23 protein-coding genes are annotated in these 26,549 nt (G+C 72.2%); 5 read left to right on the top strand and 18 right to left on the bottom strand.

Going from position 1 to position 26,549, the window contains the following annotated elements; genetic code table 11:
- Window positions 1–19: 19 nt before the first annotated feature.
- From ACWD12_RS13100 to ACWD12_RS13085, 4 genes are all read right to left on the bottom strand, one after another.
- Window positions 20–748 (bottom strand): SGNH/GDSL hydrolase family protein, encoded by a 729-nt coding sequence (locus tag ACWD12_RS13100; protein WP_450099606.1) that lies wholly within the window; start codon window positions 746–748, stop codon window positions 20–22.
- Entirely contained in the window at window positions 745–2,211 is a 1,467-nt protein-coding gene (locus ACWD12_RS13095) for an MFS transporter (protein WP_450099605.1), read from the bottom strand. Before ACWD12_RS13095 ends, ACWD12_RS13100 begins: the two co-directional genes overlap by 4 nt.
- A gap of 1,206 nt (window positions 2,212–3,417) precedes the next feature.
- Window positions 3,418–5,097, bottom strand: coding sequence for an amidohydrolase family protein (locus ACWD12_RS13090; protein WP_450099604.1), 1,680 nt, complete (start codon window positions 5,095–5,097; stop codon window positions 3,418–3,420).
- A gap of 148 nt (window positions 5,098–5,245) precedes the next feature.
- Window positions 5,246–5,809 carry a helix-turn-helix domain-containing protein gene (locus ACWD12_RS13085; RefSeq protein ID WP_450099603.1) on the bottom strand — a complete coding sequence of 188 codons (564 nt, stop codon included), beginning with the start codon at window positions 5,807–5,809 and terminating at the stop codon, window positions 5,246–5,248.
- Window positions 5,810–5,872: 63 nt separating this feature from the next.
- Between ACWD12_RS13085 and ACWD12_RS13080 the strand changes: the two genes are divergently transcribed.
- Window positions 5,873–6,709 carry a methyltransferase domain-containing protein gene (locus ACWD12_RS13080; RefSeq protein ID WP_450099602.1) on the top strand — a complete coding sequence of 279 codons (837 nt, stop codon included), beginning with the start codon at window positions 5,873–5,875 and terminating at the stop codon, window positions 6,707–6,709.
- Window positions 6,710–6,772: 63 nt separating this feature from the next.
- On the opposite strand, the gene ACWD12_RS13075 is transcribed toward ACWD12_RS13080, so the two are convergent.
- From ACWD12_RS13075 to ACWD12_RS13060, 4 genes are all read right to left on the bottom strand, one after another.
- Window positions 6,773–9,250, bottom strand: a complete 2,478-nt coding sequence (locus tag ACWD12_RS13075) for a hypothetical protein (protein ID WP_450099601.1) — start codon at window positions 9,248–9,250, stop codon at window positions 6,773–6,775.
- Between the two features lie 465 nt (window positions 9,251–9,715).
- Complete coding sequence (locus ACWD12_RS13070) at window positions 9,716–10,138, bottom strand: hypothetical protein (protein WP_450099600.1); 423 nt, start codon at window positions 10,136–10,138, stop codon at window positions 9,716–9,718.
- On the bottom strand, window positions 10,135–10,371 hold the full coding sequence (locus tag ACWD12_RS13065; RefSeq protein WP_450099599.1) for a hypothetical protein: 237 nt from the start codon (window positions 10,369–10,371) through the stop codon (window positions 10,135–10,137). The genes ACWD12_RS13070 and ACWD12_RS13065 overlap by 4 nt, the downstream gene beginning before the upstream one ends.
- 89 nt (window positions 10,372–10,460) lie before the next feature.
- Window positions 10,461–11,105 carry a TetR/AcrR family transcriptional regulator gene (locus ACWD12_RS13060; protein ID WP_358359692.1) on the bottom strand — a complete coding sequence of 215 codons (645 nt, stop codon included), beginning with the start codon at window positions 11,103–11,105 and terminating at the stop codon, window positions 10,461–10,463.
- A 56-nt stretch (window positions 11,106–11,161) separates the two neighbouring features.
- On the opposite strand from ACWD12_RS13060, the gene ACWD12_RS13055 reads away from it, so the two are divergent.
- A complete protein-coding gene (locus tag ACWD12_RS13055; RefSeq protein ID WP_450099598.1) occupies window positions 11,162–11,905 on the top strand; it encodes an SGNH/GDSL hydrolase family protein in 744 nt (247 codons plus the stop codon).
- A gap of 15 nt (window positions 11,906–11,920) precedes the next feature.
- On the opposite strand, the gene ACWD12_RS13050 is transcribed toward ACWD12_RS13055, so the two are convergent.
- The 5 genes from ACWD12_RS13050 to ACWD12_RS13030 all read right to left on the bottom strand — a co-directional run bounded on the left by ACWD12_RS13050 (window position 11,921) and on the right by ACWD12_RS13030 (window position 17,630).
- On the bottom strand, window positions 11,921–13,264 hold the full coding sequence (locus ACWD12_RS13050) for an NAD(P)/FAD-dependent oxidoreductase (RefSeq protein WP_450099597.1): 1,344 nt from the start codon (window positions 13,262–13,264) through the stop codon (window positions 11,921–11,923).
- Between the two features lie 246 nt (window positions 13,265–13,510).
- Complete coding sequence (locus ACWD12_RS13045; RefSeq protein ID WP_450099596.1) at window positions 13,511–14,794, bottom strand: MFS transporter; 1,284 nt, start codon at window positions 14,792–14,794, stop codon at window positions 13,511–13,513.
- Between the two features lie 154 nt (window positions 14,795–14,948).
- Window positions 14,949–15,557, bottom strand: coding sequence for an AraC family transcriptional regulator (locus ACWD12_RS13040; RefSeq protein WP_450099595.1), 609 nt, complete (start codon window positions 15,555–15,557; stop codon window positions 14,949–14,951).
- Between the two features lie 205 nt (window positions 15,558–15,762).
- Entirely contained in the window at window positions 15,763–16,800 is a 1,038-nt protein-coding gene (locus ACWD12_RS13035) for an LLM class flavin-dependent oxidoreductase (protein WP_450099594.1), read from the bottom strand.
- A gap of 53 nt (window positions 16,801–16,853) precedes the next feature.
- Entirely contained in the window at window positions 16,854–17,630 is a 777-nt protein-coding gene (locus tag ACWD12_RS13030) for an SDR family NAD(P)-dependent oxidoreductase (RefSeq protein WP_450099593.1), read from the bottom strand.
- A gap of 218 nt (window positions 17,631–17,848) precedes the next feature.
- On the opposite strand from ACWD12_RS13030, the gene ACWD12_RS13025 reads away from it, so the two are divergent.
- A complete protein-coding gene (locus ACWD12_RS13025) occupies window positions 17,849–18,337 on the top strand; it encodes a MarR family winged helix-turn-helix transcriptional regulator (RefSeq protein WP_450099592.1) in 489 nt (162 codons plus the stop codon).
- Window positions 18,338–18,460: 123 nt separating this feature from the next.
- On the opposite strand, the gene ACWD12_RS13020 is transcribed toward ACWD12_RS13025, so the two are convergent.
- Window positions 18,461–19,018, bottom strand: coding sequence for a hypothetical protein (locus ACWD12_RS13020; protein WP_358364682.1), 558 nt, complete (start codon window positions 19,016–19,018; stop codon window positions 18,461–18,463).
- 313 nt (window positions 19,019–19,331) lie between these two features.
- On the bottom strand, window positions 19,332–20,054 hold the full coding sequence (locus ACWD12_RS13015) for a class I SAM-dependent methyltransferase (RefSeq protein WP_450099591.1): 723 nt from the start codon (window positions 20,052–20,054) through the stop codon (window positions 19,332–19,334).
- A gap of 98 nt (window positions 20,055–20,152) precedes the next feature.
- Between ACWD12_RS13015 and ACWD12_RS13010 the strand changes: the two genes are divergently transcribed.
- Window positions 20,153–20,956: an enoyl-CoA hydratase gene (locus tag ACWD12_RS13010; protein ID WP_358364679.1), complete on the top strand. Its 804-nt coding sequence runs from the start codon at window positions 20,153–20,155 to the stop codon at window positions 20,954–20,956.
- On the opposite strand, the gene ACWD12_RS13005 is transcribed toward ACWD12_RS13010, so the two are convergent.
- Window positions 20,913–21,914, bottom strand: a complete 1,002-nt coding sequence (locus ACWD12_RS13005; protein ID WP_450099590.1) for a DMT family transporter — start codon at window positions 21,912–21,914, stop codon at window positions 20,913–20,915. The genes ACWD12_RS13010 and ACWD12_RS13005 overlap by 44 nt on opposite strands.
- 70 nt (window positions 21,915–21,984) lie before the next feature.
- Here ACWD12_RS13005 and ACWD12_RS13000 point away from each other — a divergent pair, with 70 nt between their 5' ends.
- The gene (locus ACWD12_RS13000; protein WP_450099589.1) at window positions 21,985–22,896 is read left to right on the top strand and encodes a LysR family transcriptional regulator; all 912 of its coding nucleotides are present in this window, start codon (window positions 21,985–21,987) and stop codon (window positions 22,894–22,896) included.
- A gap of 1,185 nt (window positions 22,897–24,081) precedes the next feature.
- Here the strand turns inward: ACWD12_RS13000 and ACWD12_RS12995 are convergent.
- Both ACWD12_RS12995 and ACWD12_RS12990 read right to left on the bottom strand, forming a co-directional pair.
- Window positions 24,082–24,726: a response regulator gene (locus tag ACWD12_RS12995; RefSeq protein WP_435839227.1), complete on the bottom strand. Its 645-nt coding sequence runs from the start codon at window positions 24,724–24,726 to the stop codon at window positions 24,082–24,084.
- Window positions 24,727–24,801: 75 nt separating this feature from the next.
- On the bottom strand, window positions 24,802–26,289 hold the full coding sequence (locus ACWD12_RS12990) for a sensor histidine kinase (protein WP_450099588.1): 1,488 nt from the start codon (window positions 26,287–26,289) through the stop codon (window positions 24,802–24,804).
- Window positions 26,290–26,549: the final 260 nt, after the last annotated feature.

The following is a 26,549-nucleotide window of genomic DNA, read 5'->3' as shown; positions in this document are numbered from 1 at the left end:
CGTCACTTCGGTTGTGCGCTCACAACCTGTTGCCGAGCCGGGCGCCGATCGCCCGCAGTGCGACACCTGCCGTGAACGAGTGTCCGCGGCGGTTCCCGTGCAGTCCGTCGCTCCCGTAGATGGCGGGGTCCTTGGAGCCGGGGTGGTTGGTGCAGTCGATGTGGACCGCCCCATGGGCGCGGGCGATCTCCCAGGTGCGGTCGTTCAGTTCACGGATGCGCTCGGCCATCGGACCGCGGAACTCGTCGGGGATGTACGGGCTCCCGGTGCAGTCGTACAGCCCCAGCGTCACCACGTCCGCGCCCGTCGCGGCGAAGGCCGACACCATCGCCTCGATGTGCGCGGCGACCGGCTCGATGTCGAAGCGGCCGCGCAGCAGGTCGTTGCCCCCGGCGACCACGACGGCCAGGTCCGGGTCGAACGCGAGCGCGGGTTCGAGCTGGGTGGCCCGTATCGCGTCGGCGCGCAGATCGCGCTTGCCGAGGTTGAGGTAGACAAGGCCCGGGTTGGCGCGGTCGAGCGCGTCGGCGACCGAGTCGGCCCACCCCTGATCGGGGAATCCCTCGGTGGGTTCGCCGATGCCTTCCGCGATGCTGTCCCCGATCACGGCCATGCGGCGCCACGGGGCTCCGCGCAGGAGCGTCGCCTCCTCATCGGGCGTGAGCCGGTACGCGCCGCCCGTCTCCGCGCGCGTCGCTCCCGCGCGCATCTCGTCGGCGTCGAAGACGTTGTTCTGGAGCGTGGTCATGCCGGAATCTCCTCGCGTGCGGATGTGACGGATGTGCTGGCAGCCTGCGGCGGCGGCCCCGGGGCGGGCTGCGGGCGGGCGGCGAGTCCGAGTCCCGCGATGGCGGTCAGCACCGCCAACCCGGTGATCATGAAGAAGAGTTGGGCGAAGCCGTCGGTGCCGTTGCCCGCCTCGCGCTCGAGGACGGTGGCGAGGACCGCAATGCCCAGGGCACCGCCGACCTGGCGGGCCGTCAGGTTCAGGCCGGTCGCGCCGGCGAACTTCACCGGCGGCACCGACAGCGCGCCCGCACTCGACACCCCGGTGCTGACCGCTCCGATGCCGATGCCGAGCAGGATCCCCGACGGGAGCCAGAACGCCGCGAACGCCGGCTCCTCGGGCACCGCGAGCCCGATCCACAACGCCGTCCCCGCGAGCACCAGCGAGCCGCCGATGACCGCGATGCGGGGGTTGACCAGCCGGGCGTACTTCCCGACCAGCAGCCCGGCGACCGCGGAGACGACCGCGCCGTGCGTCATCGCGAACCCGGCGCGGAGCTCGGAGTACTGCCAGATCTGCGTCAGGTACAGGACGCCGAGCAGCATCCACGGGTAGAGCAGCATGCCGAAGAGGAACGACACGACATTCGCGTACGCGTACGGCCGACTGCGCCAGAGTCCGACCTCGATCCCGGGGCGCGGGTGGCGCGCCGCGCGGGCGACCGATGCGCCGATCAGGAGGAGCCCGCCGGCAACGCAGCCGATGGTCCGTGCGTCGCCCCAGCCCCAGGCCGAGCCCTGTGTGACGCCGAGGACGAGTGTGCCGATCCCGGCCGCCAGGAACGCGGAGCCGACCAGATCGGGGGTGCGCTCGCCGCTGCGCGTGTCGCCGGCTACGCGGGTGAGGAACATCAGGCCGAGCCCGATCGGCACGGTGATCAGGAACACCGAGCGCCAGCCGAACAGGTCGACCAGCACCCCGCCGAGGCTGGGGCCGAGCGCGGCCGCGAGGGACGCGGACGCGGACCACGCACCGATGGCCGCCGCCCGGCGCGCGGGCGGGATTTGCGCGAGCACGATCGCGAGCGAGGCCGGGACCAGCGCGGCGGCACCGAGGCCCTGCACCGCGCGGGCGGCCAGCAGCGTCGCGAGATTGGGCGCGAACGCGCAGGCCGCGGAGGCGGCCGTGAAGACCGTGATGCCGACGCGGTACAGGCGGCGGCGCCCGACGACGTCGGCGAGTCGGCCCGCGGGCGCGAGAAGGGCCGCAAACGCGATGGCGTACAGCGACATGACCCAGGTCAGGTCCGCCACCGAGGCGTCGTCGAAGTCCCGTTGCAGGTCGGGGACGGCGAGGTTGGCGATGGTGACGTCGAGCAGCGAGACGAAGGATCCGCCGCAGGCGAGAAGCAGGACCAGTCCGCCGCGGCCCTCGCGGCCGGGCGGATGGCGGGGATCCGCGTGGGGGGACGTGCGTGTGGTCATCCGGGTCTCCTTTTACATACCGACGGTCGGAATGTTAGGCACGCGGCTGACGGCCCGTCAACGCACCTTCGGCGTGGCGGGATTGCGGGGCGGCCTGCTGAAGCGCTTCATCACCGGCCGCACCGTTGGCGTCCCGCGGGGCATTCGCGCGCTCCGCGGGGCGCGTCGGCAAAGAGGGCGGGGCCTTGGACTCGCCCTCGCCGGACGGCGAATTCACGCCGCACGGGTGCGCGTTGAGTCGGTGGTGAGAGGCGGCCCCTACGGTGATCGCGCAAGGGGTACGCACGGGGGAAACAACGGGGGTACGGGGAACGGGGGAAACGGCGGCGCGAACCGCCGTGGGGGCGGGAGGCCCAGCGCTCGACCGGATGCCGCGGGTCAACGCGGCGCCGATCGCACCGCCGGACCGCCCGCCCCCTCCCCCGTTCCAAGCCCGCGATTTCGCCCTCGCGCCCCCTGGGGCCAGTCGCCTGCGGGGTCGCCACGAGACCGCGCGGCGGCCCGCACGACGAGGTCATACCACTACGCCGCGCCACTACACCGCGCCGGACAAGGCGCAGTGACAAGCGCAGTGACGAGTCGCAGGCCCAGCCGTGATGGCCGGTCGCGGTGACCGCTCGCCGCAACGACGTGCCCTGCGGCGCACCGGCCCCCGGTTAGTAAACGAACCGTCGTTTACTCACGGACGCCCACCAACGACCCCGCACTCAAAGGGATTTCGCCAGTCGGGGACGACGGATGTCGGCGCAGCCGCCCGACCTCGTTCATAGATGAATCAGCATTTACTGCTGAGGGCAGCCGGCCGGCCGAGGCGCTGCGACCCTTCGGCGCCTGGACACGTCGGCGTTGGCGTCGGCGTTGGCGGGCCGGCACACCCAATCCGGCACGTTAGTAAACGAACCATCATTTACTAAAGAGCGATGCTGCTCTACCGAAGCTCGACGGCACATCGCTGAGCGCGGCCGACGGACGAATGCACGTGGGCGCGCCAACACGTGGCGCGTCGGCTGTGGGGCGTGGGCCTTCGGGGTCGGCACGTTGGCACGTCCGCCGGGAAGATGCCGCCATGCGGGACAGAACGACGCGAACCGCGCGTGACGGCCCGGCGCCCGGGTGAACTGCCGCCCGGAGCCGGGCCGTTTCCGGCGGAGTGCGCGCCTGGCGTGCACGGATCGTACGGCGCGATCAGCGGGGTGCTCAGTGCTGTCAGACAGTTGCCGGCATCGGGAAGCACCCGCACGCAGGCATGGCGGCTCGTGCGCCGGTCCTTCCGGCGGCCGCGCTCGTACTCGTGCTCGGCTCCTGCGCCGCAGCTTCGGCATCGGCCAGCAATTGCTGCCGATGCGCGCGCGTGATGAGTCGGCCCCGCGTCACCACCGAATCGATGCGGCGCGTATTGCGGATGTCGCGCAGCGGGTCGGCCTCCAGAAGCACCAGGTCGGCGGCCTTGCCCGGCGCGACGGTGCCGAGGTCGAGGTCCAGGAAGCGGGCCGCGTCCCGCGTCGCCGTGCACAGCGCCTGCATCGGGGTGAGTCCGGCCTCGACGAGCAGTTCCAGCTCGTCGTGGATGCCGAAGCCCGGGAAACAGTAAGGGTTTCCGACATCTGTCCCGGCGAGGATGCCCACCCCGGCCACGTACATTTCGCGCACCATGGCCAGCCGACGGTCCAGGAACTCCCTCTGCTGAGCGATCTCTTCGGGTGTGACCGGTGCATACACGCGAACCGCGTCGGCCCAGAACTGCCGCAGGTCCGGCGGGATGAACTTGAGCCGGGGGTCGCGGGCGTACGTGTCGGCCGGCGACGACATCACGCGGTTCACCGTCAGCGTCGGCGACTGCCAGGTGCCGTTGCGGACCCAACGGGCGTACACGCGCGAGGCTTTGGCCGGGTTGTACATGCCCGCAGCCTGCCGTTCCAGTTCGCGCATCGTGCGGAAGAACGCGCGCGGGTCCGCCGGGTCCATCGGTGTTGCGGCGATCTGGCGGCGGAAGCCCTCCTCGTCCGACGAGAGCGGTACGGGCATCCCGTGCAGGTGCTCGAAGCTGCGCATGCCCGCGTCGCTGACCTCGCCGACCGACAGCCGGTAGGCGTGGTGGCCCGCGAACGGCAGATTCTGCAAACGGGCTTCGTCCGCGATCGCGTGCAGGCACTCCGGGCTGAGGTACGAATAGATCTTGATGAAGTCGCAGCCGTCGGCCTTCGCCTGGCGTACGGCGGCCCGGGCCTCCTCGGGAGTGCCCACGCGCACGGACGGCGGCCCCAAGAGCGACACGGTGCCGTCCAGGACCGTGCTCGCCATCACCATGCGCGGACCGAGGAGTTCGCCGCTGTCGATCCGGCGGCGCACATCGCGTACCTCGGGGTAGCCCCACATTTCGCGCACCGAAGTGACGCCGTTCGCGATGAACAGCGGCGGGACGATCTTCTCCAGCACCGTCCAGTGCGTGTGCGTGTCCGAGAGGCCGGGAATGACGTACTTCCCGCGCGCGTCGACGATGCGCGCGCCGGACGGGATCGGTGCCCGCCCGGCACCGTCGCCGACCCACACGATGCGGTCGCCGACGATGACGACGGCCTGGTTCGGACGGGCAGGCGCACCGGTGCCGTCGATCAGGGTTCCGCCGACGATGACGATCGCGCTCGTGTTGCCGGCATCCCCGGCGGCGGGGTCGCGGGCCGCGCCGGTGCCCGCATCAGCGGTCGCGTCCGTGCTGGTGTCGGCGTGCGCGTGTCCCGCCGACACCAGCGGTAAGGCACCGGTCAGCGCGAGCCCGGCTCCGCCGACGGACAGGCGGCGCAGGAAATCGCGCCTGCCCGCGCCCTCGCCCACGCTTTCGGGCGCGTCGGTGGGCTCCGATCCGTGCGGGGTCCTGGGAGGCTCCATGGCCCTGCTCCCTCGCTCGCCTGCCTACGCGGCGGACCTGCTCCGGCGCGACCCGTACGCCGACGCCTCGACGCCGCCGTGACGAGATGCTGGCGACTCTAGGCTGCGGGCCACCCGGCACCCCAGGAGAAACACGCCGGGGGACGCTTCAGCCTGTGACGCGGCGCGCGGCGTTGTCGTCGCTCGCGCTCTCGGTCTTGCTCTCACTCTTGCACTTGCCCTGGCTCTTGTTCTCGAGCGCATCTCCCCCGACCCGCTCGGCCAGGAACCGCCGGAAATGCGGGCATGTCGCCATGTCGTCGTGATCGCATCCGAGGGCGCAGTCGACAAGGTCCAGGGCCGCCTGCGCTTCCGCGATGCGCCGCCGCAGCGCGGTCCGCTGCGCTTCCAACGCGTGCCGTCGGCGCCGGACGTCCGTGTCGGTGAGCATCGCCCGGATGCTCACCAGATCGAAGCCCGCCTCCTTGGCCCGCAGGATGGCCGCGATGCGGAACAGGTCCTCGTTCCCGTACCGGCGCCGACCGCCGCCGTCACGCGGCGGCGACAACAGCCCTTCGTCCTCCCAATGGCGCAGTACGTGCGTCGCGAGACCGAAGCGTTCAGCGGTCGGCCCGATGGCCAACTGGGCGTCCTTCATGAACGGCATTAACGCGCGCGCCGAACGACCATGTCCAGCAACGCAACGGTCCTCACCCCCTTCGCCGCTCGGCACCCTCGACCCCTACCGGCGTCGCCGCTTGACTTCAGGCCGACCTGAAGTCGCACGCTGAGCCGCATGTCCAAGCACCCCGCCACCGACACCGACACCAAATCCGCCACCGCCACCGTTTCCGGCGCGGCCACCGACACCACCGCCGCCGACTCGACAGCCCTGATCGCCCTCCTCGACGCCGTCGAGGCCGCACCCGGGGCGGCCGAGTTGCGCGGGCGGTCGTACGACCTCCTCCGCACACCCACCGCCGTGGCCGACGTGGGCTGCGGAGCCGGGCGGGCGGTCGCCGAACTCCGTGACCGCGGGTTCCGCGCCACAGGCGTCGATCCCGACCCGACGATGCTCGCCACGGCCCGGAGCCGCTTCCCCGAAGGCGACTTCCGTTCCGGGGACGCCTACGCCCTGCCGTTCCGCGACGGCGAACTCACCGCTTACCGCGCCGACAAGGTCTTCCACGAACTCGACGACCCGGCCCGGGCGCTGGCGGAGGCAACTCGCGTCCTCGCCCCCGGCGGACGCATCGTCCTGATCGGCCAGGACTGGGACACGGTGGTCGTGGACTCCGACGACGCCGCGCTGACCCGGGCCATCGTGCACGGCCGGGCCGACCTCGTGACCTCACCTCGCGCCGCCCGCGGTTACCGCAACTTGCTGTTGGACGCAGGCTGCACGGACGTCGCCGTGGAAGTGCACACCCCAGTGCTCACCGACGGGTTCGCCCTCGCGCTGCTGGAAGGAATCGCCAGAGCCACCGCGGACGCCGGTCTCGTCCCCACCCGATCGGCCGAGTCCTGGGTCGCCGAGCAGCGGGAACGCGCCCAATACGGACGCCTGTTCGTCGCCGTCCCGATGTTCCTGGCCGCCGCGACAGCACCGAACCGCACCCGGGCTGACGCCTAGCCGCAGCACCCGCAGCATGCCGACCCGTCCCGACGACGCGTCATCCCTGCACCGGCGCATCCCCTACGACGAGGCGAACTCCGCGAGGCGGTTCCGCGCGTCGCTCGCGGCGTCGAGCCAGCGGTCGCGGGGGCCGACCACCCATTCCTCCGGGCCGGTCTCCGGCAGCAGGATCGCGTCGGCGACGGCCAGGAGTTCGCGCAGTATCCGCGCCTCCGCGGCCACGTCTCCGCGCGCCGCGGCCTGCCGTGCGCGGGCGAGCGCGTCCTCGGCCGCCGCAATGTCGAGGTACGAGCCCTCCGGCAGCCGCAGCCGGTACGCCCCGTCCTCAAACGGCACGAACTCCGAAGCACCGCGCCGCCCCCGACCCGGCTCCAGGAACCGGCGCAGCTTGTAGACGGCGGTCTGGAGGCGGTGGAACGCGGCGTCCGCCGGGGCGTCCGGCCACATCGCCGCGGCCAGGACCTCGCGGTGCACCGGGCGCCCCGCGTGCAGGGCCAGGAGCCGGAACAGCACCCTGCTCTGCGGGGCGAGGCGCAGCAGGTCGAGCGGTCGGCCGCCGAGCCGCACCGTGAAGCCGCCGAAGCAGCGGATGTCGACCGGTGCCGTGGGGGCGGCCCCGGCGTCCCGCCGCGACCGCAGGAAGGCGTGCAGGTGGATCCCGAGCCGTTCGGCGTCCGCCACCAGTTCGTCGTAGTCGGTTCCGGAGGTGTCCGGTTCGGCGAGCAGGCGCGCGCAGCGGGCGATCACCGACGCGCCGGGGAGTTCCCACCGGACGGCCTCGGCCTCGGCACGCAGGGCGAGTTCGCCCGCTCCGGGCTCCGCCAGTTGCGCTCTGGCCAGGGCTCCGAAGGCGAGTGCCCACGGTGCTGCCGCGGTCATGCCGGCCGCCGCGAAACCGCGTGCGGCGGCGTCCAGTGCGGCCGGGTCCGGTTCGCCGCGCAGGATTCCCGCGCAGGCGTCCATGTGGCCGGCCAGCGCGGCCCCCCATGCGTCACCGAGGCGTTCGCACGCCACGCGCACGGTCCTGGCCTCGCTGCGGTACTCGTCGGCGCCGGTCAACGTGAGCCCGGCGCGGGCGACGCGGGCGAGCCATACCGGGCCCACCGTCGCGACCCGCTGGGCGGCCTGTTCGAGCACGCGTACGTCGCATCCGTGCCCCGCGAGCAACGCCGCCAGCACGCCGAAGAGTTCGGCCGCGGCGGCGGGTGGACCGCCGAGGTCGCGCGGGTAGGCGTCGAAGGCGGCGATCGCCGAGCGGTAGTCGCCGGTCCCCATGAGCGCGACGGCCCGGACGATCTCGCCCTCGGCGCCGCGCGGGAGTTCGGGTACCTCGGCCAGGCGCAGCGGGCCGTCCATGATGTCGTTGACGGCCCGCGCGGACGCACGCAGCGACTCCTCCTCGGGCTCCGCGAACACCTCGCAGTCCCCGGCGACCATGCGCGCCGCCTGGCGGTCGACGGGGCGGGCGGGCCCGGCGAGCGTACGCAGCATCCCGTGCCAGTGCTCCGGCACCGCCGCGGCGATCATCAGCGGGTTGCGGTCCATGAGTTCGCGAAGCGCGGCGCGGTCGCGTGCGAGGTACGCCGCCCACACCGCACCCACCGGGTCCCCCGCCTCCCGCATGGGGCGGACGGCTGCCGCGAACACCCCCGGCGCACCTGGGTCGGTGGTCGCGAAACGGTGGACGAGCAGGTGGCGCAGCAGGGTTTCGCCGACGTACTCGGCGCCCTTGCGTGCGAGCACTCCGGCGCGTTCGGCACGCCGCAGCATCGCCGCCGCCTCGGCTCGGGCCGCGGGGGTGTCGGCGGTGGCGCAGTTGGCGGCCGTGGGGCCGTTCATGATCGCCGTCCGGGTGAGGAAGGCGACGACGTCGGGGTCGAGTCCGTCGAGGATCTGGCGGTCGAGGTACCCGGCGGCGAAGGGGACTCCGGGCGCGGTGAGGGTGAGGCGGGCCTGACGGGCGCTCAGGTCGCGAGTGCAGAGCAGGTATTCGTGCAGTGGCGCGGCCCATCCGCCGGTGAGCCATGTGGCGTCCCAGGCGAGGACGGGGTCGGGCGGCCTGCCGTGGACGTCGGTGAGCAGGCGGTCGACCTCCCACCACCGCAGGCGCAGGTCGTCGGCGCCGATGAGGACGGTGTGGGCGAGTTCGGCGCAGGAGAGGTTCAGCGCGGCGACGGGGCGGGTGGCGACGAGGAGCCGCGCCGGGCGGGCGGATGCCGCCAGGGACTCGAAGACCTGGGCGGCGTGCGGCAGATGGTGGAGATCGTCGACGACGACGAGGGTGTCGTCGGCGGCGGACCCACGTACGTCCGCGCAGACCTCGGCCGCCGACCGGCGGTCGTCCGGATCGCACCTGATGCGCCGGACCCGGCCGGGCCAGATGGCGGCGTACTGGTCGAGCAGCGTGGTCTTGCCGTGCCCGGCGGTGGCCGCGAGGAGGACGGGTCGGCGGTCGAGCACGGCGTTGAGCTGCGCGTTGAGCCGTGGCCGGGCGAGCGTCTGGGGGACCGGGGCCGGTCTCCGGCGATTCCCGGCCACCGCCTGGTCCCCTTTGCCGTCTGTCGCCCGCTCCGGGGCGGGTGCGCCCTTGTTCCCGGATTCCTGCCCGCGCGGGTCGGCGTCGGCCCGCCCTGCGCCCCCGGCTTGCGCCGGACCCCGTCGCGCCACGTCGGCGTCTCCCCAACTCCCTGAGTCGCGTTCACCCGCACGGCCCGATGCCGTAGAGGATGAGGATTCTGGCACGACGCCTGGATCATGCGGAGCCCCACGTCCGCTTTGCGGGACTCGGAAGTTGGCGCAATCTCGCGGCATCGGGTCATGGTGGCGGAACGGCAACTCTCCTGCCCGGCTGCGGTACTCGTCCCGCACCGCAGCGAACCAGCACGCGACATCCGCCGCCTGAGCCTGCGTCAGCTCGATGCCCCCGTCAACCACGGTCCCGCACAGCGGTCCGACGCCGCCCCTGGCCGGCGACCCACCACACAATCAGGACACTCCGGCAAGTCACCCCTGCACTGCCAAGATCCCGTTCGCGCACATGCTTCGCCGACCCGGCACTCGGTTGCCCTCAACCCCGGCAAGAAGGTGCAACGGCCCAGACAGAGCCACCAGTTCCACGGGCGGACGCTCACCCACGTACCGAACGCCGACGCCGAGCCAATAGCCGGGAAAGCACCACAAGCTGATGAAGCCCGAATACCGCGGCGTCCCGTCGGCCGTCTGCACGGTCAACACGGCCTGTTCCACTTCCTCCGACACGAACACCGCGCCCTCCGGCGCGCGCCCCCAGCAGTGCGCCAACGCGTCGGCCAAGGCCTCGCAGTCCCCCTCCAGGGCGACGTACGCCGCGTCGAGCAGCGAGGGATCGTCGTCGAGATGCCCATCGAAGTCGCCGTCTTCTTCGTCATACAGGTCGCGCGAACTCAACAGAACCGTGTGGCGCACCGCATGTCGGGTGGCCCCGGCATCAGGCTTCGGCGTGGCAACCCCGGGGCCTCAGGCCCGGTCACATGAGTCTCCGCCAGTTCGGCGCCCTTCACACGGACCCTCGCCGCATCGGCGGCCATGCCACGGGCCACGTCTTCGGCGATGCGGCGGCCGAGCGCGGTGACGGCCACGAGCTCCGCCCGCAGCCGGGCGTCGTCGTCGTACAGAAGCATGCGGCGACCCTACGGCCGGCTGCCGACACCACGTCAGGCCCGCCTGGCGGCCGGTGCCTTGGGCGGGGCGGGGCAAGTTCTCTCGGGCTTCAGGTGATCGGGGCCAGCAGGTTTTCGATGATGCGGCGGGTTCGGGGTAGGGCGTTCGGATCGCCCAGGCGCAGGGCCGTGTTGGTGCCGACGAAGACGGCGTCGAGGTGGAACGCGGTGAGTTCCGGGTCGAGTTCGCCGGCTGCGCCGGTGGTGGGTGCGTCGTCCGCGGTGTCGTCGACCGCGCGGCGGATCTGGTCGGCGAGCAGGGTGAGCCATTCGCCGCGCTGGGCGCGGAGGGCGTCGCGGACCGGCCCCGGGCGGCTGTCGAAGTCGGGGAGGTTCGCCGCCCAGAAGCATCCGCCCGGGAATAGGGGTTGCTCGGCGTACCCGAACCAGCCGTCGACCAGGGCGCGCAGTCGTGCCGCTCCCGCGGGGTGTGCCAGCGCCGGGCGGACGACCGCGTCCACGTACGCCTTCCGCGCCGCCTCGACCACCGCCAACTGCAATTGCTCCTTGGTGCCGAACAACGTCGCGACGCCGCTCTTGCTCAGCCCCAGATCGGTGGCCAGGCGCCCGATGCTCAGGCCGCTCAGCCCCTCGGCCGACGCGACGTCGGCGCCGTGGCGGGCAATCGTCCACCGGGCGCGTGCGCCGCGCAGCAGTCGCTGGTCGGTGGTCGCACGCGGAGGGCTCGGGCTCATGGCGCCATCCTGCCACGCCTTGTCACAAAAGCACGAACGGTCGTACGTTTAGTTGCATGACGACGACTCAGAGGACTCAGACGGCTCACGCGACTCGGGTGGCTCGGGCGACGCAGCCCGCGCCGGCGAAGCGGCTGCCGCTCACCGAGGAGACCGACCCGTCGTGCCTCTCGCCCGCCAAGGCCGCGACGATGCTCGCCGACGCCCCCTGGCGGCGGTTCGCCGTCATCGGCGACAGCCTCTCCGCGGGAACCGGCGAGCCGACGCCCGGGTACACCACCATGGGCTGGTCGGATCGGGTGGCCGACATCCTGCGGCGGGTGCGGCCCGAACTCGCGTACCTGAACAGCGCGGAGGTCGGGGCCACGACCGAACGCGTGCTGGCGGCACAGGTGGAGCGGATGGCCGCGTTCCGACCGGATCTCGTACACGTGCCGAGCGGCGCGAACGACCTGTTCAACACCGCCCCGGACTTCGCCGCGATCGAGCGGACGCTGCGGCGGCTCTACGGGGTTGCGGCGGCCACCGGTGCCCGGCTGTCGGTGTTCACGTTCGGCCGCGCGTTCGTCGTGCCGCGGTTCCCCGACTGGCCGGACCGCGTACGCACCCTCAACGGCATCGTCCGCGAACTGGCCGCGGACCACGAGGCGGTGCTCGTCGAGATGTGGGACCACCCGGTGAACGACCGTCCCGACCTGATCAGTTCGGACCGCATCCACTTCAGGGCGGCCGGCCAGGCGGTGCTGGCGGCCGAGGTCGTCAAGGCCTTGTCGCGGGCCGTTGCCGCGGCCGGGCATTGAGCGCAGGCGGAGACGTCAGTGGCGCGTCTGCTGCGCCAACTCCTCGCGCGAGAGATACGCGTGCGTGTGCTCGAAGTCGGACAGCGCCCCCGTACGTCCCGACAGGAACCCGAGCCGGACGAAGTCGTCGCCGGCGACCGCGTGCAGCGTCCAGTTCGCGCCCACTCGGGCCCGGGCCCGAAACGACGGCAACGCCATCAGGTGGTACCCGCGCGTGATGGCCTGGGCCGGCAGGCCGCGCAGTTCCCGGCCGAGGGGCCGCGCAACCGCCTCGGTGCCGCCCAGGTCGACGACCAGGCCGAGGTCCTTGTGCCGGAACTCCTTGAAGGGCTTGTTCTTGATGGCCGCGACGACGTTGTGCGCCGCGACCTTTGCCTGCCGCATGGCGTACTGCGCGGTCGGCGGGCAGACGGCTCCGTCGCCCTTGTCCAGGTCCGGTACGGCCGCCGCGTCGCCGAGCCCGAACACGTCCTGCCGCCCCGGGATGGCGAGGTCCGCACCGACGGCGAGCCGCCCGCGTACCGTCTCCGCGCCGAGGGCGGCGATGAGGGGGCTGGCCGCGACGCCCGCGGTCCACACGAGGGTGCGGCACGGCAGTACGTCGCCGCTGGTCAGGGTGACGGCGTCCTCGGTGACCTCGCTGACGCTCGTCCCGAGGCGTACGTCGACACCTCGGCGCGCGAGTATCTCCAGCGCCGCCCGGCCCAGGTTCTCGCCGAGTTCGGGCATCAGGCGGGGCGCGACGTCGACGACGGTCCAGCGCACCTGTGACGGGTCGAGGCGCGGGAAGTGGTCGAGGGCCGACGTGGTGACCATCTCAAGGCACGCCGCGGTCTCGACGCCCGCGTAGCCGCCGCCCACCACCACGAACTGGCAGCGCGCGCGGCGCTCGCTCTCGTCGGAGCTGGAGTTGGCGAGTTCGAGTTGGGCGATGACGTGGTCGCGCAGCGCGACGGCCTCGGCGAGGTTCTTCATGCCGCGGCCGTACTTGTCGAGGCCGGGGATGTCGAACGTACGCGTGACGCTGCCGGGGGCGAGCACGATGTGGTCGTACGCCACGTTCACGACCTCGCCGGTGATCTTGCGGACCACGCAGACCCGCGCGTCGAGGTCGACCCCTATCGCGCCGCCGGGGACTATGTGGGTGCGCTTGAGCATGCGGTACAGCGGTACGGCGATCGACCGCGACGAGATGACGCCCGCCGCGACGTGCGGCAGCAGCGGCAGGTAGAGCATGTATCCGCCGGGGCTGATCAGCGTGATGTCGGCGTCCTGCGCCGAGAGCGATCTCTCCAGATGCCGTACGGTCTCGAATCCGGCGAACCCCGCGCCGACCACGACCACTCGGGACTGCTGCATCGGTGCCCCTCGTCGGTAGACAGCCCGAGCGAGGAACCGCCCGGTTTGCTCAAACATAGGTCGGTTTGGGATGGCCGACATCTCGAGCGACCACGGGCGAGGCCCACGCCGGCCGGACGGCGCCTCGACGGGACGCCCTTACGGGAGCGGGCGGCTGTCCTTCTTCTGCGCGGAGTTCTGAGTGGGTTCTGAGTGGGGTTCTGCGCGGAGTCTGCGCGGTCTCCTGCCGGAGTTCTACGCGGTCTTCTATGCGGTCCCTTGCGTTGTCCTCGAACGGCCCAGCGCGTACCCGCCGACGACGGCGAGGACCGGCAGCACGATCAGGCCCGCGGCGGCGTTGAGCCCGCCGTACCCGGCCGCGCCCAGCACCGCGCCGGACAGCGCCCCGCCGGCGGCGCCCGCGAGGTTCATCATGAGGTCCGACGTGCCCTGCACCCGCGGCCGCTCGCGCTGCGGCACCGACTCGGCCAGCAGCGCGGACCCGGCGACCATCGAGCACGACCAGCCGAGGCCCAGGAGGACGAGGCCGACGACTGTCATCGGGACCGTACGCCCCGACAGCCCCGCGACCAGCACCGCGCCGAGCAGGATCAGTTGACCCGCGACGATGACCGGGATGCGGCCCAGCTTGTCCGCCGCCCAGCCGACGAGCGGCGAGAAGGCGTACATGCCCGCGATGTGGAGGCTGATCGTCAGGCCCACGATCGTGAGGTCGGCGCCGTGGTCGCGCATATGTACGGGTGTCATGGTCATCACCGAGACCATGACGGCGTGGCCGAGGACGACCGAGGCCAGGGCAAGGGTCGCGGTCCGCGACTCTCGTACGACGGCCCAGGACGAACGCGGGACGGGCGGCGCCGTCGGCAGCGGCTCGGTCGTCGGCATCGGTTCGGCGGTGTCGGGGACGGCAGTTCGACCGGCGGGGGCCGCCGGGAACTCGTCGGCCACGGCCAGGCGCCGCGCGACCAGCAGGGGGTCGGGGCGCAGCAGGACCCACATCATGACGCCGCCCGCCGCGAACGACAGGGCGGAGAAGACATACGGCCCGGCCAGCTCCGGCAGGCCGAGGAAGCGCCCGACGGCCGCGCCCGGGGTGTTGAGGTTCGGGCCGAGCACGGCGCCGATGGTCGTCGACCACACGACGATCGCGAGCGACCGGGCGCGCGTCGAGTCGTCGGCGAGGTCGGCGGCGGCGTAGCGGGACTGGAGGTTGGCGGCCGAGCCCGCGCCGAACACGACGAAGGCGACGAGAAGCGCCGGGTACCAGCCGAGGACCGCGGCGAGGATGACGCCGAGCGCGCCGACCGTCGCCGTGGCCCATCCGGTCGCGAGGGCGATCCGGCGGCCGCGGCGGTCCGCGAGGCGGGCCAGGGGTATCGCGCACAGGCCGGCGCCGAGGGTGATCGCGGTGACCGCAAGCCCGGACAGCGCCTGCGAGCCGGACAGATCCTCGGCCAGCAGCCCGCTGACCGCGAGGGACGAACCGACGCCTATGCCGCCCGCGACCTGGGCGAGCACGAGGGTGCGCACGGTACGCCTTTGAATGCGCGCGATGCCGTCTGCGGACAGGTCAGCGTCAGATGTTTCGGCGTGAGATGTATCGGCGTCAGTTGTGTCTGTGTCAGATGTGTCGGCACGTTTGCCGGTGCGTCTCCCCGAGGGCGTCTGCTCCTGTGTCGTCATCTCAGCGCGACGCCGCCGCGCCGGTGCGCACCGCGGCCATGACCCGCTCGACGGTCTCGGCCTTCTCGCCGACCGGCGCCGCGTACTCGATCGCGGCACGCGCGGCGTCGTCGCCGAGGGTCCGCGCGATCGTCCATGCCGCGAGGTACTGCGACGCGAGGCAACCGCCCGCGGTGGCGATGCGGCCCTCGGCGTGGAACGGCGCGTCCAGCACCGTCACCCCGCACTCCTCGACCCACGGGCGCGTCGTCGTGTCCGTGCACGCGGGCATGGCGTCCAGCAGGCCGAGCCGCGCGAGCACCAGCGCACCCGAGCACTGCGAGCCGATCAACTGCCGCTCGGGGTCGAGCGGCAGGCGGGCCAGCAGGGCGTCGTCGGCCACGACGTCGCGCGTCTTGATACCGCTGCCGATCAGGACGACGTCGGCCTCGCCGATGAACCCGAGCGGCCGCTGCCCGGTCACCTCGACGCCGTTCATCGAGGCGACGACGGGCGTGGGCGTGGTGATCCAGGCGCTCAGGCCCTGCGACCGGCACCGATTGACGAGCGACGACGCGATGAAGCTGTCGAGCTCGTTGAACCCGTCGAAGGTGACGACCGCGACCTGCATGGACCACTCCCACATGAGGACGGCCACGCCCCGGTACGGCCGACCCCTCGCGGGACGGCCTCCCCGGGCCGAGACCGGCGAGGACAATTGCGCCGCCAGTCTCACATGCCGCGTATCGCCGGTCACCGGCCAATTCGGCACCGGCGGACCGGACCACCGCGGCGGCAGGCGTCCGCCGTGGGCGCCAGCACTCCGACAGGGCTTGTCAGGCGGCGAAGGCGGGAATCACCTCGCGCCCGAACAGCCTTACCATCGCCGCAATTTCGTTGAAAGTCCCGAGCGAGGCCTGCGCGACGCTGCCGGGCAGGCCCGCGCCGAAGGCGGCATGTACGTGGGTACAGCCGGTGGCGTCGGCGTACGCCTGGACCTGCGCCACCACGTCGTCCGGCGCTCCCCACAGGAGCCGGTCGGCGGCGATCTCCTCGGGCGAGACGTCCTCGCCCGCGTCCAGGCGGGCGAACAGCGCCTTCTCGATGTCGTCCTCGGCCGACTCGCGCCAGTGCTCCATGAGTCCGCCGACGTAGTGCGGCAGCACGTCGCGGGCCACCTGCTTGCGGTCCGTGCCGAGCCAGGCGTACCGGCGCAGGATCCAGTCGGGGCGCGTGCCGTGCTCCGCGCACGAGGCGCGGTAGACGTCCAGGCAGGACTGGGCCTTGGCGAGGGACTGCACGGGTCCGCACAGCCATGCGTCGCCGAGCCGTGCCGCGCGGTCGACCGCCGCGTCGGCGACGCCCGCGACCCACAGGGGCGGATGCGGGTCCTGCACGGGGCGCGGGTGCACGGTCAGTTCGGGGAAGGACCAGAAGCGCCCTTCGTAGCCTTGGTTCTCCGTCGTCCAGACGTGGCGGAGGATCTTCAGGGCCTCCTCCATGCGTGCGCCGCGCTGTCGGAACTCCGAGCCCTGCACCTGGTATTCGAGCGGCCACCAGCCCATGCCGACGCCGAGCGAGACGCGTCCGCCCGAGATCTGGTCGATGAGCGCGACCTGCTCGGCGACGCGTACCGGGTTGTGCACGGGGAGTTGGAAGATTCCGGTGCCCACGCGCAGCGTGTCGGTACGTGCCGCGACGGTCGCCAGGAACGTCAGCGGGTCGGGCAGATTGCCGGGCATGAAGTGGTGGTGGCCGATGGTGACGGTGGAGAAACCGGACTCCTCGGCGATGCGGGCGAGTTCGAAGGTCTCGCGGTAGGGGTCGCGCGCGCCCGGGTCGAGCAGCAGCGGCAGGGACATCGAGAACTCCATGGTTCCCCTTTCCCGTCCGCGCGGCGGCGGACCGAAGTTGATGGACCGTCTGGTCAGTGGACGACGGCCGTCGTCCCGCCGTCGACGACGATCTGCGTGCCGGTGATGAAGCTCGCCTCACGGCCCAGCAGGAACCGTACGGCGCCCGCCACTTCGTGGGGCCGTCCGAGGCGCTTCATGGGATTGCCGCCCTCCATGCGCGCACGAGTACCGGACTTCGCGAACGCGGCCGCGAGCATGGGGGTTTCGATGTAGCCGGGGCAGACGGCGTTGACCCGGATACCGTCCGTCGCCAGGGACGCGGCGAGCGAGCGGGTGAGCCCGAGCATGCCTGCCTTGGCGGCGCAGTAGGCGGGGTTCGCCGCGTTGCCGGCGATGGCGTTGATCGAGGCGATCCCGACCACCGCCGAGCCGTCGTGGCTGCGGAGGTCGTCCAGCATGGCGCGCGTGAGCAGGGCGTAGGCACGCAGGTTCACGTCGGCGACCGGCGCCCAGCTCGCGTCGTCCAGGCCGTCCACGCCACGCCCGTCGACGACGCCGGCGGCGTGCACCAGTCCCCCGAGGCTGCCGAGCGCGCCGCGCGACGCGTCCAACGCCGTGTCGTAGGCCTCGGTTTCGCGGACGTCGACGGCGAGGCCGACGGCCTTGCTCCCGCTCTCGGCGGTGATCCGCTCGGCCTGGGCCTCGGCCGCGCCGCCGTCGATGTCCCACAGGACGACCGGACGGCCGGAGGCCGCGAGTGCCTCGGCCGTCGCCAACCCGATCCCCGACGCGCCGCCGGTGACGACTACCCCGGTTGTGAGGATGTCGGTTTCGGGAGTGTGCGCCATGATGGTCCGCCCCTCGTCCAAATCGGTGGTGGTGGGTGTTGCCGTGGTGTGTGGTGGTGCGGCCGTAGTGCGTGGTGCTGTTGCCGCGATGCGTGGTGGTATTGCCGTGGTGCACCGCGCCGCGCCGCGCCGGTCCCGCCATGACCGCCGGGCCACCCGCGTCCCCCATCCCCACACCGTTGTCTAGCACCTGATTTGCGTGATATCAATCAACTATTATGGAGACACCGACCTCCGGTACGCCGCCCCGCGACGCACGCGGCCAGTCGTTGGAGGATGTGCACCGCGCCCTGGAGGCGCTGCTCGCGTCCACCCGCGGTGCCCGCCTGCACCGCGAACTGGCGGCGCGGGCGGGCGGGTCGCTGACCCGCGCCGAGTCCTTCCTGCTGGGCAACATCGTGTCGTACGGCCCGCTGCGCTTGTCCGCGCTGGCCGACCTGACCGGCCAGGACCGCTCGATCACCAGCCGGCAGGCGGACATCCTGATCAAGGCGGACCTGGTCCGCCGCACCCCCGACCCCGAGGACGGCCGCGCCCACCTGCTCGCGCCGACCGGAGCGGGTCGGCGCATGTCCCGCAACCTGCGTGCGGTGTGGTCGACTTGGCTTCAGGACTCGCTCGGCTCGTGGTCGGACGCCGACCTCGCACAGCTCGCCGCGCTGATGTCGCGCCTGGGCCGCGACGTCCGGGCCACGAAGGAGTCGTGAGCCGGCCGCCGCGTCCGGGCGTCTTGAGCGTCTTCAGCGTCTTGGGCGTCTTGGGCGTCTTGAGCGTCCGGCGGGCCTCGGTGGCGCGCGCGGGGCGGTCGGTGGTGCCGCAGGTGGGGGCTGTCAGGCCTCGGCGCGGATGGCGCGGTCCGCGATTCGCCGGATCGTCTCGTGCACGACGGCCGGGTCGTAGCCCACGCCCTGGTAGCTCACGAACACCACCTTGGGCCCGTGCCGGACGATCATCGCCCCGGCCGTCGGACCGTACTCGCTGCCCGGCTCGAAGCAGTCGACCATCGCGAAATCCGGCTGGGTCACCGGCTGTTCCGAGCACATGGAGGTGGTCGTCGCGCCGCGCGCGGACTGGTACTCGGCCTTGGCCTGCTCCACGCCGGTACGCGCGGACCCGCCCTTCTCCTTGTCCTTCTTGGCGTCGGCGAAGCTCGTCCACTCGATCCGCAGAGCCCCCCACCGGGGCCCCTGCTTGGCGGCCTCGTTCGCGGCGGACTCGCAGTACGCGCTGGACGAAGCGCTGCCGCTGTGCGTGTCGTCGGCGGTCGGCGGACCCACGCCCATCACCGACAGTTCCTCCTGCAACACCAGATCGCACGGGGCGGCCGGTGCCTCGGCGGCCTTGGTGGCCCCCGCCTTTCCGCAACCGGACAGCGCCAGGGCGAGCACCGAGGCCGCCCCGACAGCAGCCCACTTACCGGTCTTTCGGTACGTTCCGGTTCCTACGGTCTGTCCGCTCTCTCCGGTTTTTCCGCGCGCGGAACGGCGCATCGAACCCCCTCCCAGCCAGGTGGCGCCACAGCATGCCAGTCGCCACGTGCAGGATGAAAGACCTTGTCCGCGAAGCGAAACCGTTGGCCGTTTACGTGTGCCGGGCACCTTCCGGACGCACCTTCCGACGCTCCCGTCCCAGACCTCACCGCAGACCCCGCTTCAGGCCCCATACCCCCGAGCCGTCTGCTGGGACGCGACACAGGGGCGTTCAGGCGCGTTGCCAGACCATGGCGTGTGCGAAGCCGAGGTTTGTGAAGCGCGCGCCGGGGAACACCGCGCCGTACCTGCGCTCGAATTGAGTGCGCGTCAGGTAGCGGTCGCTGAGCAGGTGGGCGAGCCACGCGCGGCTGGTCCGGAAGCGGTAGAGCCACCAGGCGTCGCGGGTGCCGAGTCTGGCGATGTCGCGCGGCAGCTCGTACGCGGCGCCTGTGAGGTACGCCCAGCGCGCGGGCGTCGCCTGGGCCGCGACGTTGTCGACCAGGATCGCGGCGCCGCCGGGGCGGACCAGCCCGTGCAGGTGCTCAAGCGCCTTGTCGAGGTCCGGCACGTGGTGCAGCGTCGCCATGCTCACGACCAGGTCGAAGCCCGCGTCGTCGGAGATGTCGAGCAGGTCGGCCGCCTGGTAGGTGACCCGGTGGTGCGAGCGCCGCAGGCGCGCCGTCTCGATGAGCGCGCGGCTCAGGTCGGCGGCGAGCACCTCGTCGTACGTGTCGGCGAGCGCGTGCGCGTGCCGTCCCGAGCCGCAGCCGGCGTCGAGCGCCCGGCCGCCCGCGGGCGCGAGGTCGGCTATCTGCTCGTCGAGCCACTCCCCCAGCGGGTCGTGCAGGTCCGAGTAGCGGTCGTAGTCGCCGGCGAAGGTGTCGAACGACTGGGGATCCGCGTACCCGCCGAGCATCCCGTATTGCCCCTCTGTGCGCTCGCCTCTTGACATCGCGCCCCCGTACCGGTGCGCTTGGCCGTGATCATTGACACGATCAAGAACACCTGACCCGCCCTCAGTTCTTCCCGACCGCCCGAGGATGCCGCCCCATGTCGTTCGTGCTCATCGACAAGCCGCGCCCGCACGTCACCCTCATCACCCTCAACCGCCCCGAGCGGATGAACGCGATGGCGTTCGACGTGATGGTCCCCTTCCGTGAGGCCCTAGAGGAGGTCAGTGCGGACAACGATACGCGGGTGGTGGTGCTCACCGGAGCGGGGCGTGGCTTCTGTTCCGGGGCCGACCTGGAGAGCTCGGGACGGATCCCCGGCATCAAGGGACTGACGCGTACGAGCATCGCCCGCAGGTCGATGGAAATCCTCGACGACGTGATCCTGGGGCTGCGCAAAATGCACCAGCCGGTTATCGGCGCGATCAACGGTGCGGCGATCGGCGGCGGGTTCTGCCTGTCGGTGGCGACCGACATCCGCATCGCGTCGGAGGCCGCGTACTTCCGGGCCGCCGGCATCAACAACGGCCTCACCGCGACCGAGCTGGGCATCAGCTACCTGCTGCCGCGGGCGATCGGGTCGTCGCGGGCGTTCGAGATCATGCTGTCCGGCCGCGACGTCGAGTCGGCCGAGGCCGAGCGCATCGGCCTCGTGTCGCGGGTGGTGCCGGGCGAGAAGCTGCTCGACGAGTGCTTCGACCTCGCGGAGCGCATCATCGGGTTCAGCCGCGTGGGCGTCGAGGTCACCAAGCGCATGCTGTGGTCGGGGCTGGAGGCCGGGAGCATGCACGCGCACATGGACGCCGAGGGTCACGCACAGCTGTACGTCCGGCTGACGACGCAGAACTTCGAGGAGGCGATCATCGCGCGGAAGGAGAAGCGGGTGCCGGAGTACAAGGACTGAGCGCGTCGGCCCCAAGGCGTTGCGGGTCCGCCTGGGGCGGGTCGGCGGGGCGGGGGTCGGGGCTTGCCGCCTTCTGGCTTTCCGCTTTCTGACTTGCCCCCTTCTGGGGCCGGGTGGCCAGCCACGACCCGGCCAGGATGAGCGCGGTGCCGCCGGCGATCGACGCGCTGAGCTTCTCGTCCAGGACCAGGACGCCGAGCAGCACCGCGACGACCGGGTTGAGGTACGTGATCAGCGCGGCCCGCCCCGCCCCCGCCTCGGCGATGAGCGCGTAGAACGCCAGGAACGCGAGCGCGGTGCAGACCAGGCCGAGTGCCGCCAGCGAACCCGCGACCTTGGCGCTCGGCAGGGACGCGGGCGCGGTGGCGATCGCGAACGGCATGAGCAGGACGGTGGTGATGCTCATCGTCGAAGCGGCGAGGGCCACCGGCGGCACGTCGGACAAGTGGCGCTTCACGATCAGCGTGGCGCAGGCGTACCCGAGCGTCGCCAGCAGCACCATGCCGGCCCCGAGCAGACCGAGGCGGTCGCCGGTCAGGTCGAAGCCGACCAGGGTGCCGACGCCGCCGAGGCCGACCGCCAGGCCGACCGCGCGGAACCCGGTGACGCGCTCGGACGCGTCGGCCCTCAGCGCGATGATCGCGATCATGATGGGCTGCGCGGCGATGAGCAGGGCGGTCAGCGACGACGAGATGTGCACCTCGCCGTACGTGATGAGCAGGAACGGGCCGGCCACGTGGGTGAGCGCCAGGACGCACACGATCCGCACCCGCCCGCGTAGCGTGCCGAACGCCCGGCGACGCAATGCCAGCGGCACGAGGACGGCGGCGGCGATCGCGGTGCGGGTGACCACCACGACCGGCGCCGAGACCTCCTCGACGGCGATCTTGATGAACAGGTACGAGATGCCCCACACGATCGACATCGCCGCGAAGAGTGCCCAGGCCTTCTTTGTCATGCCCCGATCCTCGACGCGTATCGTCAACAGCAGAAGTATCGAACTGCTTCACGGGCATTAAGGGGATCTGATGATCGACGTGCACCGTCTCAAGATTCTCCGCGAGGTGTCCGCGCAGGGCAGTTTCGCCAAGGCCGCCGCGTCGCTGCTGCTCACCCCGTCCGCCGTCTCGCAGCAGGTGGCCGCCCTCGAACGCTCCCTCGGACGGCCGGTGGTGGAGCGCAGCACGCGCGGGGTCACGCTGACGGAGTCCGGTCGCGTGCTGGTCGAGGCGGCGGAGACGGTCGCGGCCGAGCTGGCGGCGGCGCAGGAGCGCATCGACCGGCTGGCCGAGGGGCGTACCGGGACGCTGAGCGTGGCGACGTTCACGAGTGCCGGACAGGCGTTGCTGCCGCCCGCGCTGATCGCGCTGAACGCGTCCTACCCGGACGTCGAGCTCACCGTGACCGAGGCGGAGCCGGAGGACGCGGCCGAGCTGGTCCGGTCGGGGCGGGCGGATCTGGGGCTGACGTACCACTTCGGGCATGCGCCGGCGACGCCGCGGCTGACGCTCGTGCCGCTGATGAACGAGCAGATCTGGCTGGTGCTGCCGCAAGGCCACCGGCTGGCGGGCCGACGTGCCGTACGCATCGCCGAACTCGCCGACGAGCGCTGGATCGACGGGTGCGGGGCGGCGGGCGCCCCGCTGGCCCGGGCGTCCGGCATGGCCGGCTTCCAGCCGTCGGTGGTCTGCACGAGCACCGACTACCTGTTCACGCAGTCGCTCGTCGAAGCCGGGGTGGGGTTCGCGCTGATCCCGCGGATCGCGCTGGCGACGCATCGCGCGGGCCTGGCGTTCGTACCGCTCGAACACCCGCGCCCGACACGGCACATCGGCGTCGTGACGGCACGGCGGCGGTGGGCGCAACCGCTGGTCGACGCGCTGCTGGCGGCTCTGCGGGAAGCGGTGCACACGATCGCGCCGGATCCGCGGGACGGCTGACGGGCTCGTCGGCCGGGGCGGGTCGGGGGTCGGAGGTCGAAGGTCGGAGCGGGGGTCCACAACGGAGCCGGCGGCGGAGCCTGGGTCCGCGGCGGAGTCGGCGTCGGCGGCGTTGCGCTGATGGGCTTATCGGAAGAAGCGGTCGCGCGCGGGGTCAACCGAGTGGATTTCCTGGTCCGCCCGGGTGACTGGGCGCTGACCTTGTGCGTGGCGGCGCCGTTGCGGATGGCAGACGCCTCGCAGGAGGTCTGCTCATGCACGGTACTTCGCGGATCGCCGGTCGCGGCGCGACGGGCGGAGTGCTGTGCGCGGTTCTCGTCGCGGTACTGGTGCTGCTGACGGGTGCGGGTGCATCGAGTGCGGGGGCGTCGGGTGCCGGGGCCGTGGAGGAGATCGGCCGGGGCATTGCCGGGAGTACGGCGCCGGGGGCTACGTCCGCTCCCTCTGCTCCGTCTGCTCCCTCTGCTCCGTCTGCTCCGTCCGCGCCCTCGTCGCCTTCGGCGCCTTCCGACGGGACCGAGCAGACGGCGGCGGGCGCCGACGTCGAGGTACGCGCCCCCGGAAGGCGTACGACGTCCGCCGCACCGCGAGCGGTGCGCCCGGCCCGGCCGATCGCGGACGTGGTCGTGCGGCCGTACATCCCGATGGCGCAGGGGCCTCCCGCGGCGCCGTGCTCGGATGTCCGGTGTTTGCGCTGCGTGGTGATGCGCTGCTGAGGGGACGGCATGGCCGCACCGTCCCGCTCTTCAGCACACCATCACACAACGCAAGGAACAGAACTGCCATGCCCGTTGATCCCTTCACCGCCCTGAATGCCATGCTCCGCGCGGAAGCCGCGCGCAACTCCCTCGCCTCCGCCGACGCGCTGCGCGACGCAGCGGAATCGGGGGGCGGGAAGCCGCGAAGTGAACAGGCGGAATCCGACGGGGAATCGGCGTCCCGACACCCCGCGCCGTCGCAGGACGCGTCGTCTGGGTCCATGTCCCGGTCCGCTGCGGCGTCCACGGGGGGCGTGTCGGCACGCGGCCGGTCGCAGGGCCCGGTCTCGCGTACGCGCTCGTAGGCGAACTCGGTTGAACGCCGCCCTCTTACGCGCGTCGGGCCGACGCTCCGGCGCGCGCGAGGGGGCGGCGGCGCGGGCTCGGCGTCCGACCGGCGAGGCGCCGGGGCGCGCTCGGCGACGAATCAGCCGCGCAGGTAGCGGAGTACAGCCATAACCCGGCGGTGGTCCTCGTCCGACGGGGGTAGGTCGAGCTTCGTGAAGATGCCGCCGACGTGCTTCTCCACCGCGCGGTCCGAGATGCGCAGAGCCTTGGCGATCGCGGCGTTGGAACGGCCCTCGGCCATCTGGCCCAGCACGTCGCGCTCGCGCGGCGTGAGCGTCTCGAGTGCGTCGACGCGGCGTCCGGCGCCGAGGAGTTGGCCGACCACCTCGGGGTCGAGGGCGGTTCCGCCGGCCGCGACGCGTTCCAGGGCGTCCATGAAGTCCCGTACGTCGACCACGCGTTCCTTGAGGAGGTAGCCGATCCCGGCGGCGTTCTCGGCGAGGAGGCGGGAGGCGTACCGCGTCTCGACGTACTGCGAGAAGACCAGGACGCCGGTCTGCGGGTACGCCCTCCGCACCTCGATGGCGGCGCGCAGCCCCTCGTCGGTGTGCGTCGGCGGCATGCGGATGTCCACGACCGCGACGTCGGGGCGGTGCTCGGCGACGGCGGCCAGCAGCCCTTCCGCGTCCGGCAGGGCGGCGGGGACTTCGTGGCCCCGGTCCGTGATGAGCTGGACGAGGCCGTCGCGCAGCACTGCGGCGTCTTCGGCGATGACAATGCGCATGGGGGCGATCATCTCAGCCGCCCCTCCTTGCGCCGTCTCGTCCGCGTGCCGTCGTGCTTTCGTGCCGTCGAGCCCTCATGCTTCGGCGACCGGGAGCTCCACGGTGATCCGGGTCGGGCCGCCCGGCGGGCTGTCGACGCGCAGCGTGCCGTCGACCGTGCGTACCCGCTCCGCGAGCCCGGCGAGCCCGCCCCCTTCCCGAATGCGCGCACCGCCCCGGCCGTTGTCCTCGACGCGGACGACGAGGGTGTCGCCGCGGCGTTCAGCATCCATGAGGATCTCGGTGGCATCGCTGTGGCGCCCCGCGTTGGCCATGAGTTCGGCGGCGCAGAAGTAGGCGATCGACTCCAGGGCCGCGGGCGGCCGCCGGTCGATGTCCGTGCGCAGGCCCACCGAAATGGCGCTGCCCGACGCGAGGGTGGCCAGTGCGGCGTCGAGGCCCTGGTCCAGGACCGGCGGGTGGATGCCGCGTGCCAGGTCGCGGAGTTCGGTGATCGCGATGCGGGCGTTGCCGAGTGCGGAGTCCACGTGGGCACGGGCCTTGGCGAGGTCCACGGATCCGCCGTCGGTCTTGCCGTGGTCGACGTCGAGGCGTTCCTGCGCCTGGCTCAGGTGCATGGCGAGGGCGACGATGCGGGCCTGTGCGCCGTCGTGCAGGTCGCGTTCGATGCGGCGCAGCCGGGCGGCCGAGTCGTCGACGGCGATGGCGCGGGTCTCCTCGAGGTCGCGTACGCGCTCGGAGAGCTTGGTGGGGCCGAGCAGCGCGCGCATCAGCCACAGGTCGGCCCAGGCGATAAGGCGGACGGCCCAGGGCGCGACGAGCAGGAGCAGGACCCCAAAGACGCCGACGGCGATCAGTTCGTACCACGAGCCCATGAGATTGTCCCCGAGCGTCACTCCGGCGCCGTCGCCGTGGTCGCCGAGCTGCGTCGGCTTCATCCAGATCGGATAGGTGAGGAACATGAGCCCCATGCCCCAGAGCAGCCATGTCGCGGCGAACCCGATGACGGCGATCGGCAGCCGAACGCCGAGGAAGAGCACGCCGCGCCAGCCCTCCAGGTGGCCCAGGGAGGACCCGAGCCAGCCGAAGGCGCCGGGTCGGCGGTGGAAGGGGCGCGGTCCCTCGACGTCCTCGCGCAGGAGCAGGCGGGCGATGCCGCGGTGCAGGCCGCCCTGGTAGCGGCCGAGGAGGACGATCGCCGCGAGCAGCGGTAGGCCGACCACGGTGATGGAGAGCGGCACCGAGACCATGAAGCCGACGCCGAAGAGGATCAGCAGTACGAAGGTCAGCGGGAAGACGGCCACGAAGTACCAGGCCTCGCGCAGCGAGCGGAGCCGGGTGGGCTCGCGGAGGAGGCGGAGCACGATCGTACGGGTGCCGGCCCGCATGCCGTCGGGGCCGGCGCTCGTGAAGGGGCTCGCGCCCTTGAAGGGGTTCGTGCCCTTGAAGGGGTTGCCGGGGTGGCCGGGGTTGCTTCCCGGGTGGCTGTCCGGGTGTGCGCCGGGGTGGGTGGGGGGTGGGCCGTCGGGTCGGCCGTCGCTGACATTGGCTGCGGAGGACATGCTGACAATCGTGGCTTCCTGCCCGGTGACGCCGACAGGGCGCCGCCACCCGAAAGAGGGGTACGGCCTACCCCACCATCGGGCGTACGGGCGATACGGGCAGTGCTGTCGATGTGGGCGGGGCGGGCGATACGGGCAGGGCGGCGATATGGGGGCGACGATATGGGCGGGGAAACGCGCGGAAGATGCCGTACGAGGGTGTGACGGTGTGGGGTGCGCGGTGCCGGTGGGCTGGGCGGGCGACTGCGGCGGCCCGCCCG

The organism is Streptodolium elevatio (genome assembly GCF_053592165.1).
The sequence above is the reverse complement of the archived record's forward strand: the minus strand, read 5'-3'. Positions and strand labels throughout refer to the sequence as shown.

Bases quoted from the DNA above. Each gene is read 5' to 3' on its own strand.
- ACWD12_RS13100 (WP_450099606.1), bottom strand. From the start codon at position 748: ATGACCACGCTCCAGAACAACGTCTTCGACGCCGACGAGATGCGCGCG.
- ACWD12_RS13095 (WP_450099605.1), bottom strand. From the start codon at position 2,211: ATGACCACACGCACGTCCCCCCACGCGGATCCCCGCCATCCGCCCGGC.
- ACWD12_RS13090 (WP_450099604.1), bottom strand. From the start codon at position 5,097: ATGGAGCCTCCCAGGACCCCGCACGGATCGGAGCCCACCGACGCGCCC.
- ACWD12_RS13080 (WP_450099602.1), top strand. From the start codon at position 5,873: ATGTCCAAGCACCCCGCCACCGACACCGACACCAAATCCGCCACCGCC.
- ACWD12_RS13065 (WP_450099599.1), bottom strand. From the start codon at position 10,371: ATGCTTCTGTACGACGACGACGCCCGGCTGCGGGCGGAGCTCGTGGCC.
- ACWD12_RS13060 (WP_358359692.1), bottom strand. From the start codon at position 11,105: ATGAGCCCGAGCCCTCCGCGTGCGACCACCGACCAGCGACTGCTGCGC.
- ACWD12_RS13055 (WP_450099598.1), top strand. From the start codon at position 11,162: ATGACGACGACTCAGAGGACTCAGACGGCTCACGCGACTCGGGTGGCT.
- ACWD12_RS13050 (WP_450099597.1), bottom strand. From the start codon at position 13,264: ATGCAGCAGTCCCGAGTGGTCGTGGTCGGCGCGGGGTTCGCCGGATTC.
- ACWD12_RS13040 (WP_450099595.1), bottom strand. From the start codon at position 15,557: ATGCAGGTCGCGGTCGTCACCTTCGACGGGTTCAACGAGCTCGACAGC.
- ACWD12_RS13035 (WP_450099594.1), bottom strand. From the start codon at position 16,800: ATGGAGTTCTCGATGTCCCTGCCGCTGCTGCTCGACCCGGGCGCGCGC.
- ACWD12_RS13030 (WP_450099593.1), bottom strand. From the start codon at position 17,630: ATGGCGCACACTCCCGAAACCGACATCCTCACAACCGGGGTAGTCGTC.
- ACWD12_RS13025 (WP_450099592.1), top strand. From the start codon at position 17,849: ATGGAGACACCGACCTCCGGTACGCCGCCCCGCGACGCACGCGGCCAG.
- ACWD12_RS13015 (WP_450099591.1), bottom strand. From the start codon at position 20,054: ATGTCAAGAGGCGAGCGCACAGAGGGGCAATACGGGATGCTCGGCGGG.
- ACWD12_RS13010 (WP_358364679.1), top strand. From the start codon at position 20,153: ATGTCGTTCGTGCTCATCGACAAGCCGCGCCCGCACGTCACCCTCATC.
- ACWD12_RS13005 (WP_450099590.1), bottom strand. From the start codon at position 21,914: ATGACAAAGAAGGCCTGGGCACTCTTCGCGGCGATGTCGATCGTGTGG.
- ACWD12_RS13000 (WP_450099589.1), top strand. From the start codon at position 21,985: ATGATCGACGTGCACCGTCTCAAGATTCTCCGCGAGGTGTCCGCGCAG.
- ACWD12_RS12995 (WP_435839227.1), bottom strand. From the start codon at position 24,726: ATGCGCATTGTCATCGCCGAAGACGCCGCAGTGCTGCGCGACGGCCTC.
- ACWD12_RS12990 (WP_450099588.1), bottom strand. From the start codon at position 26,289: ATGTCCTCCGCAGCCAATGTCAGCGACGGCCGACCCGACGGCCCACCC.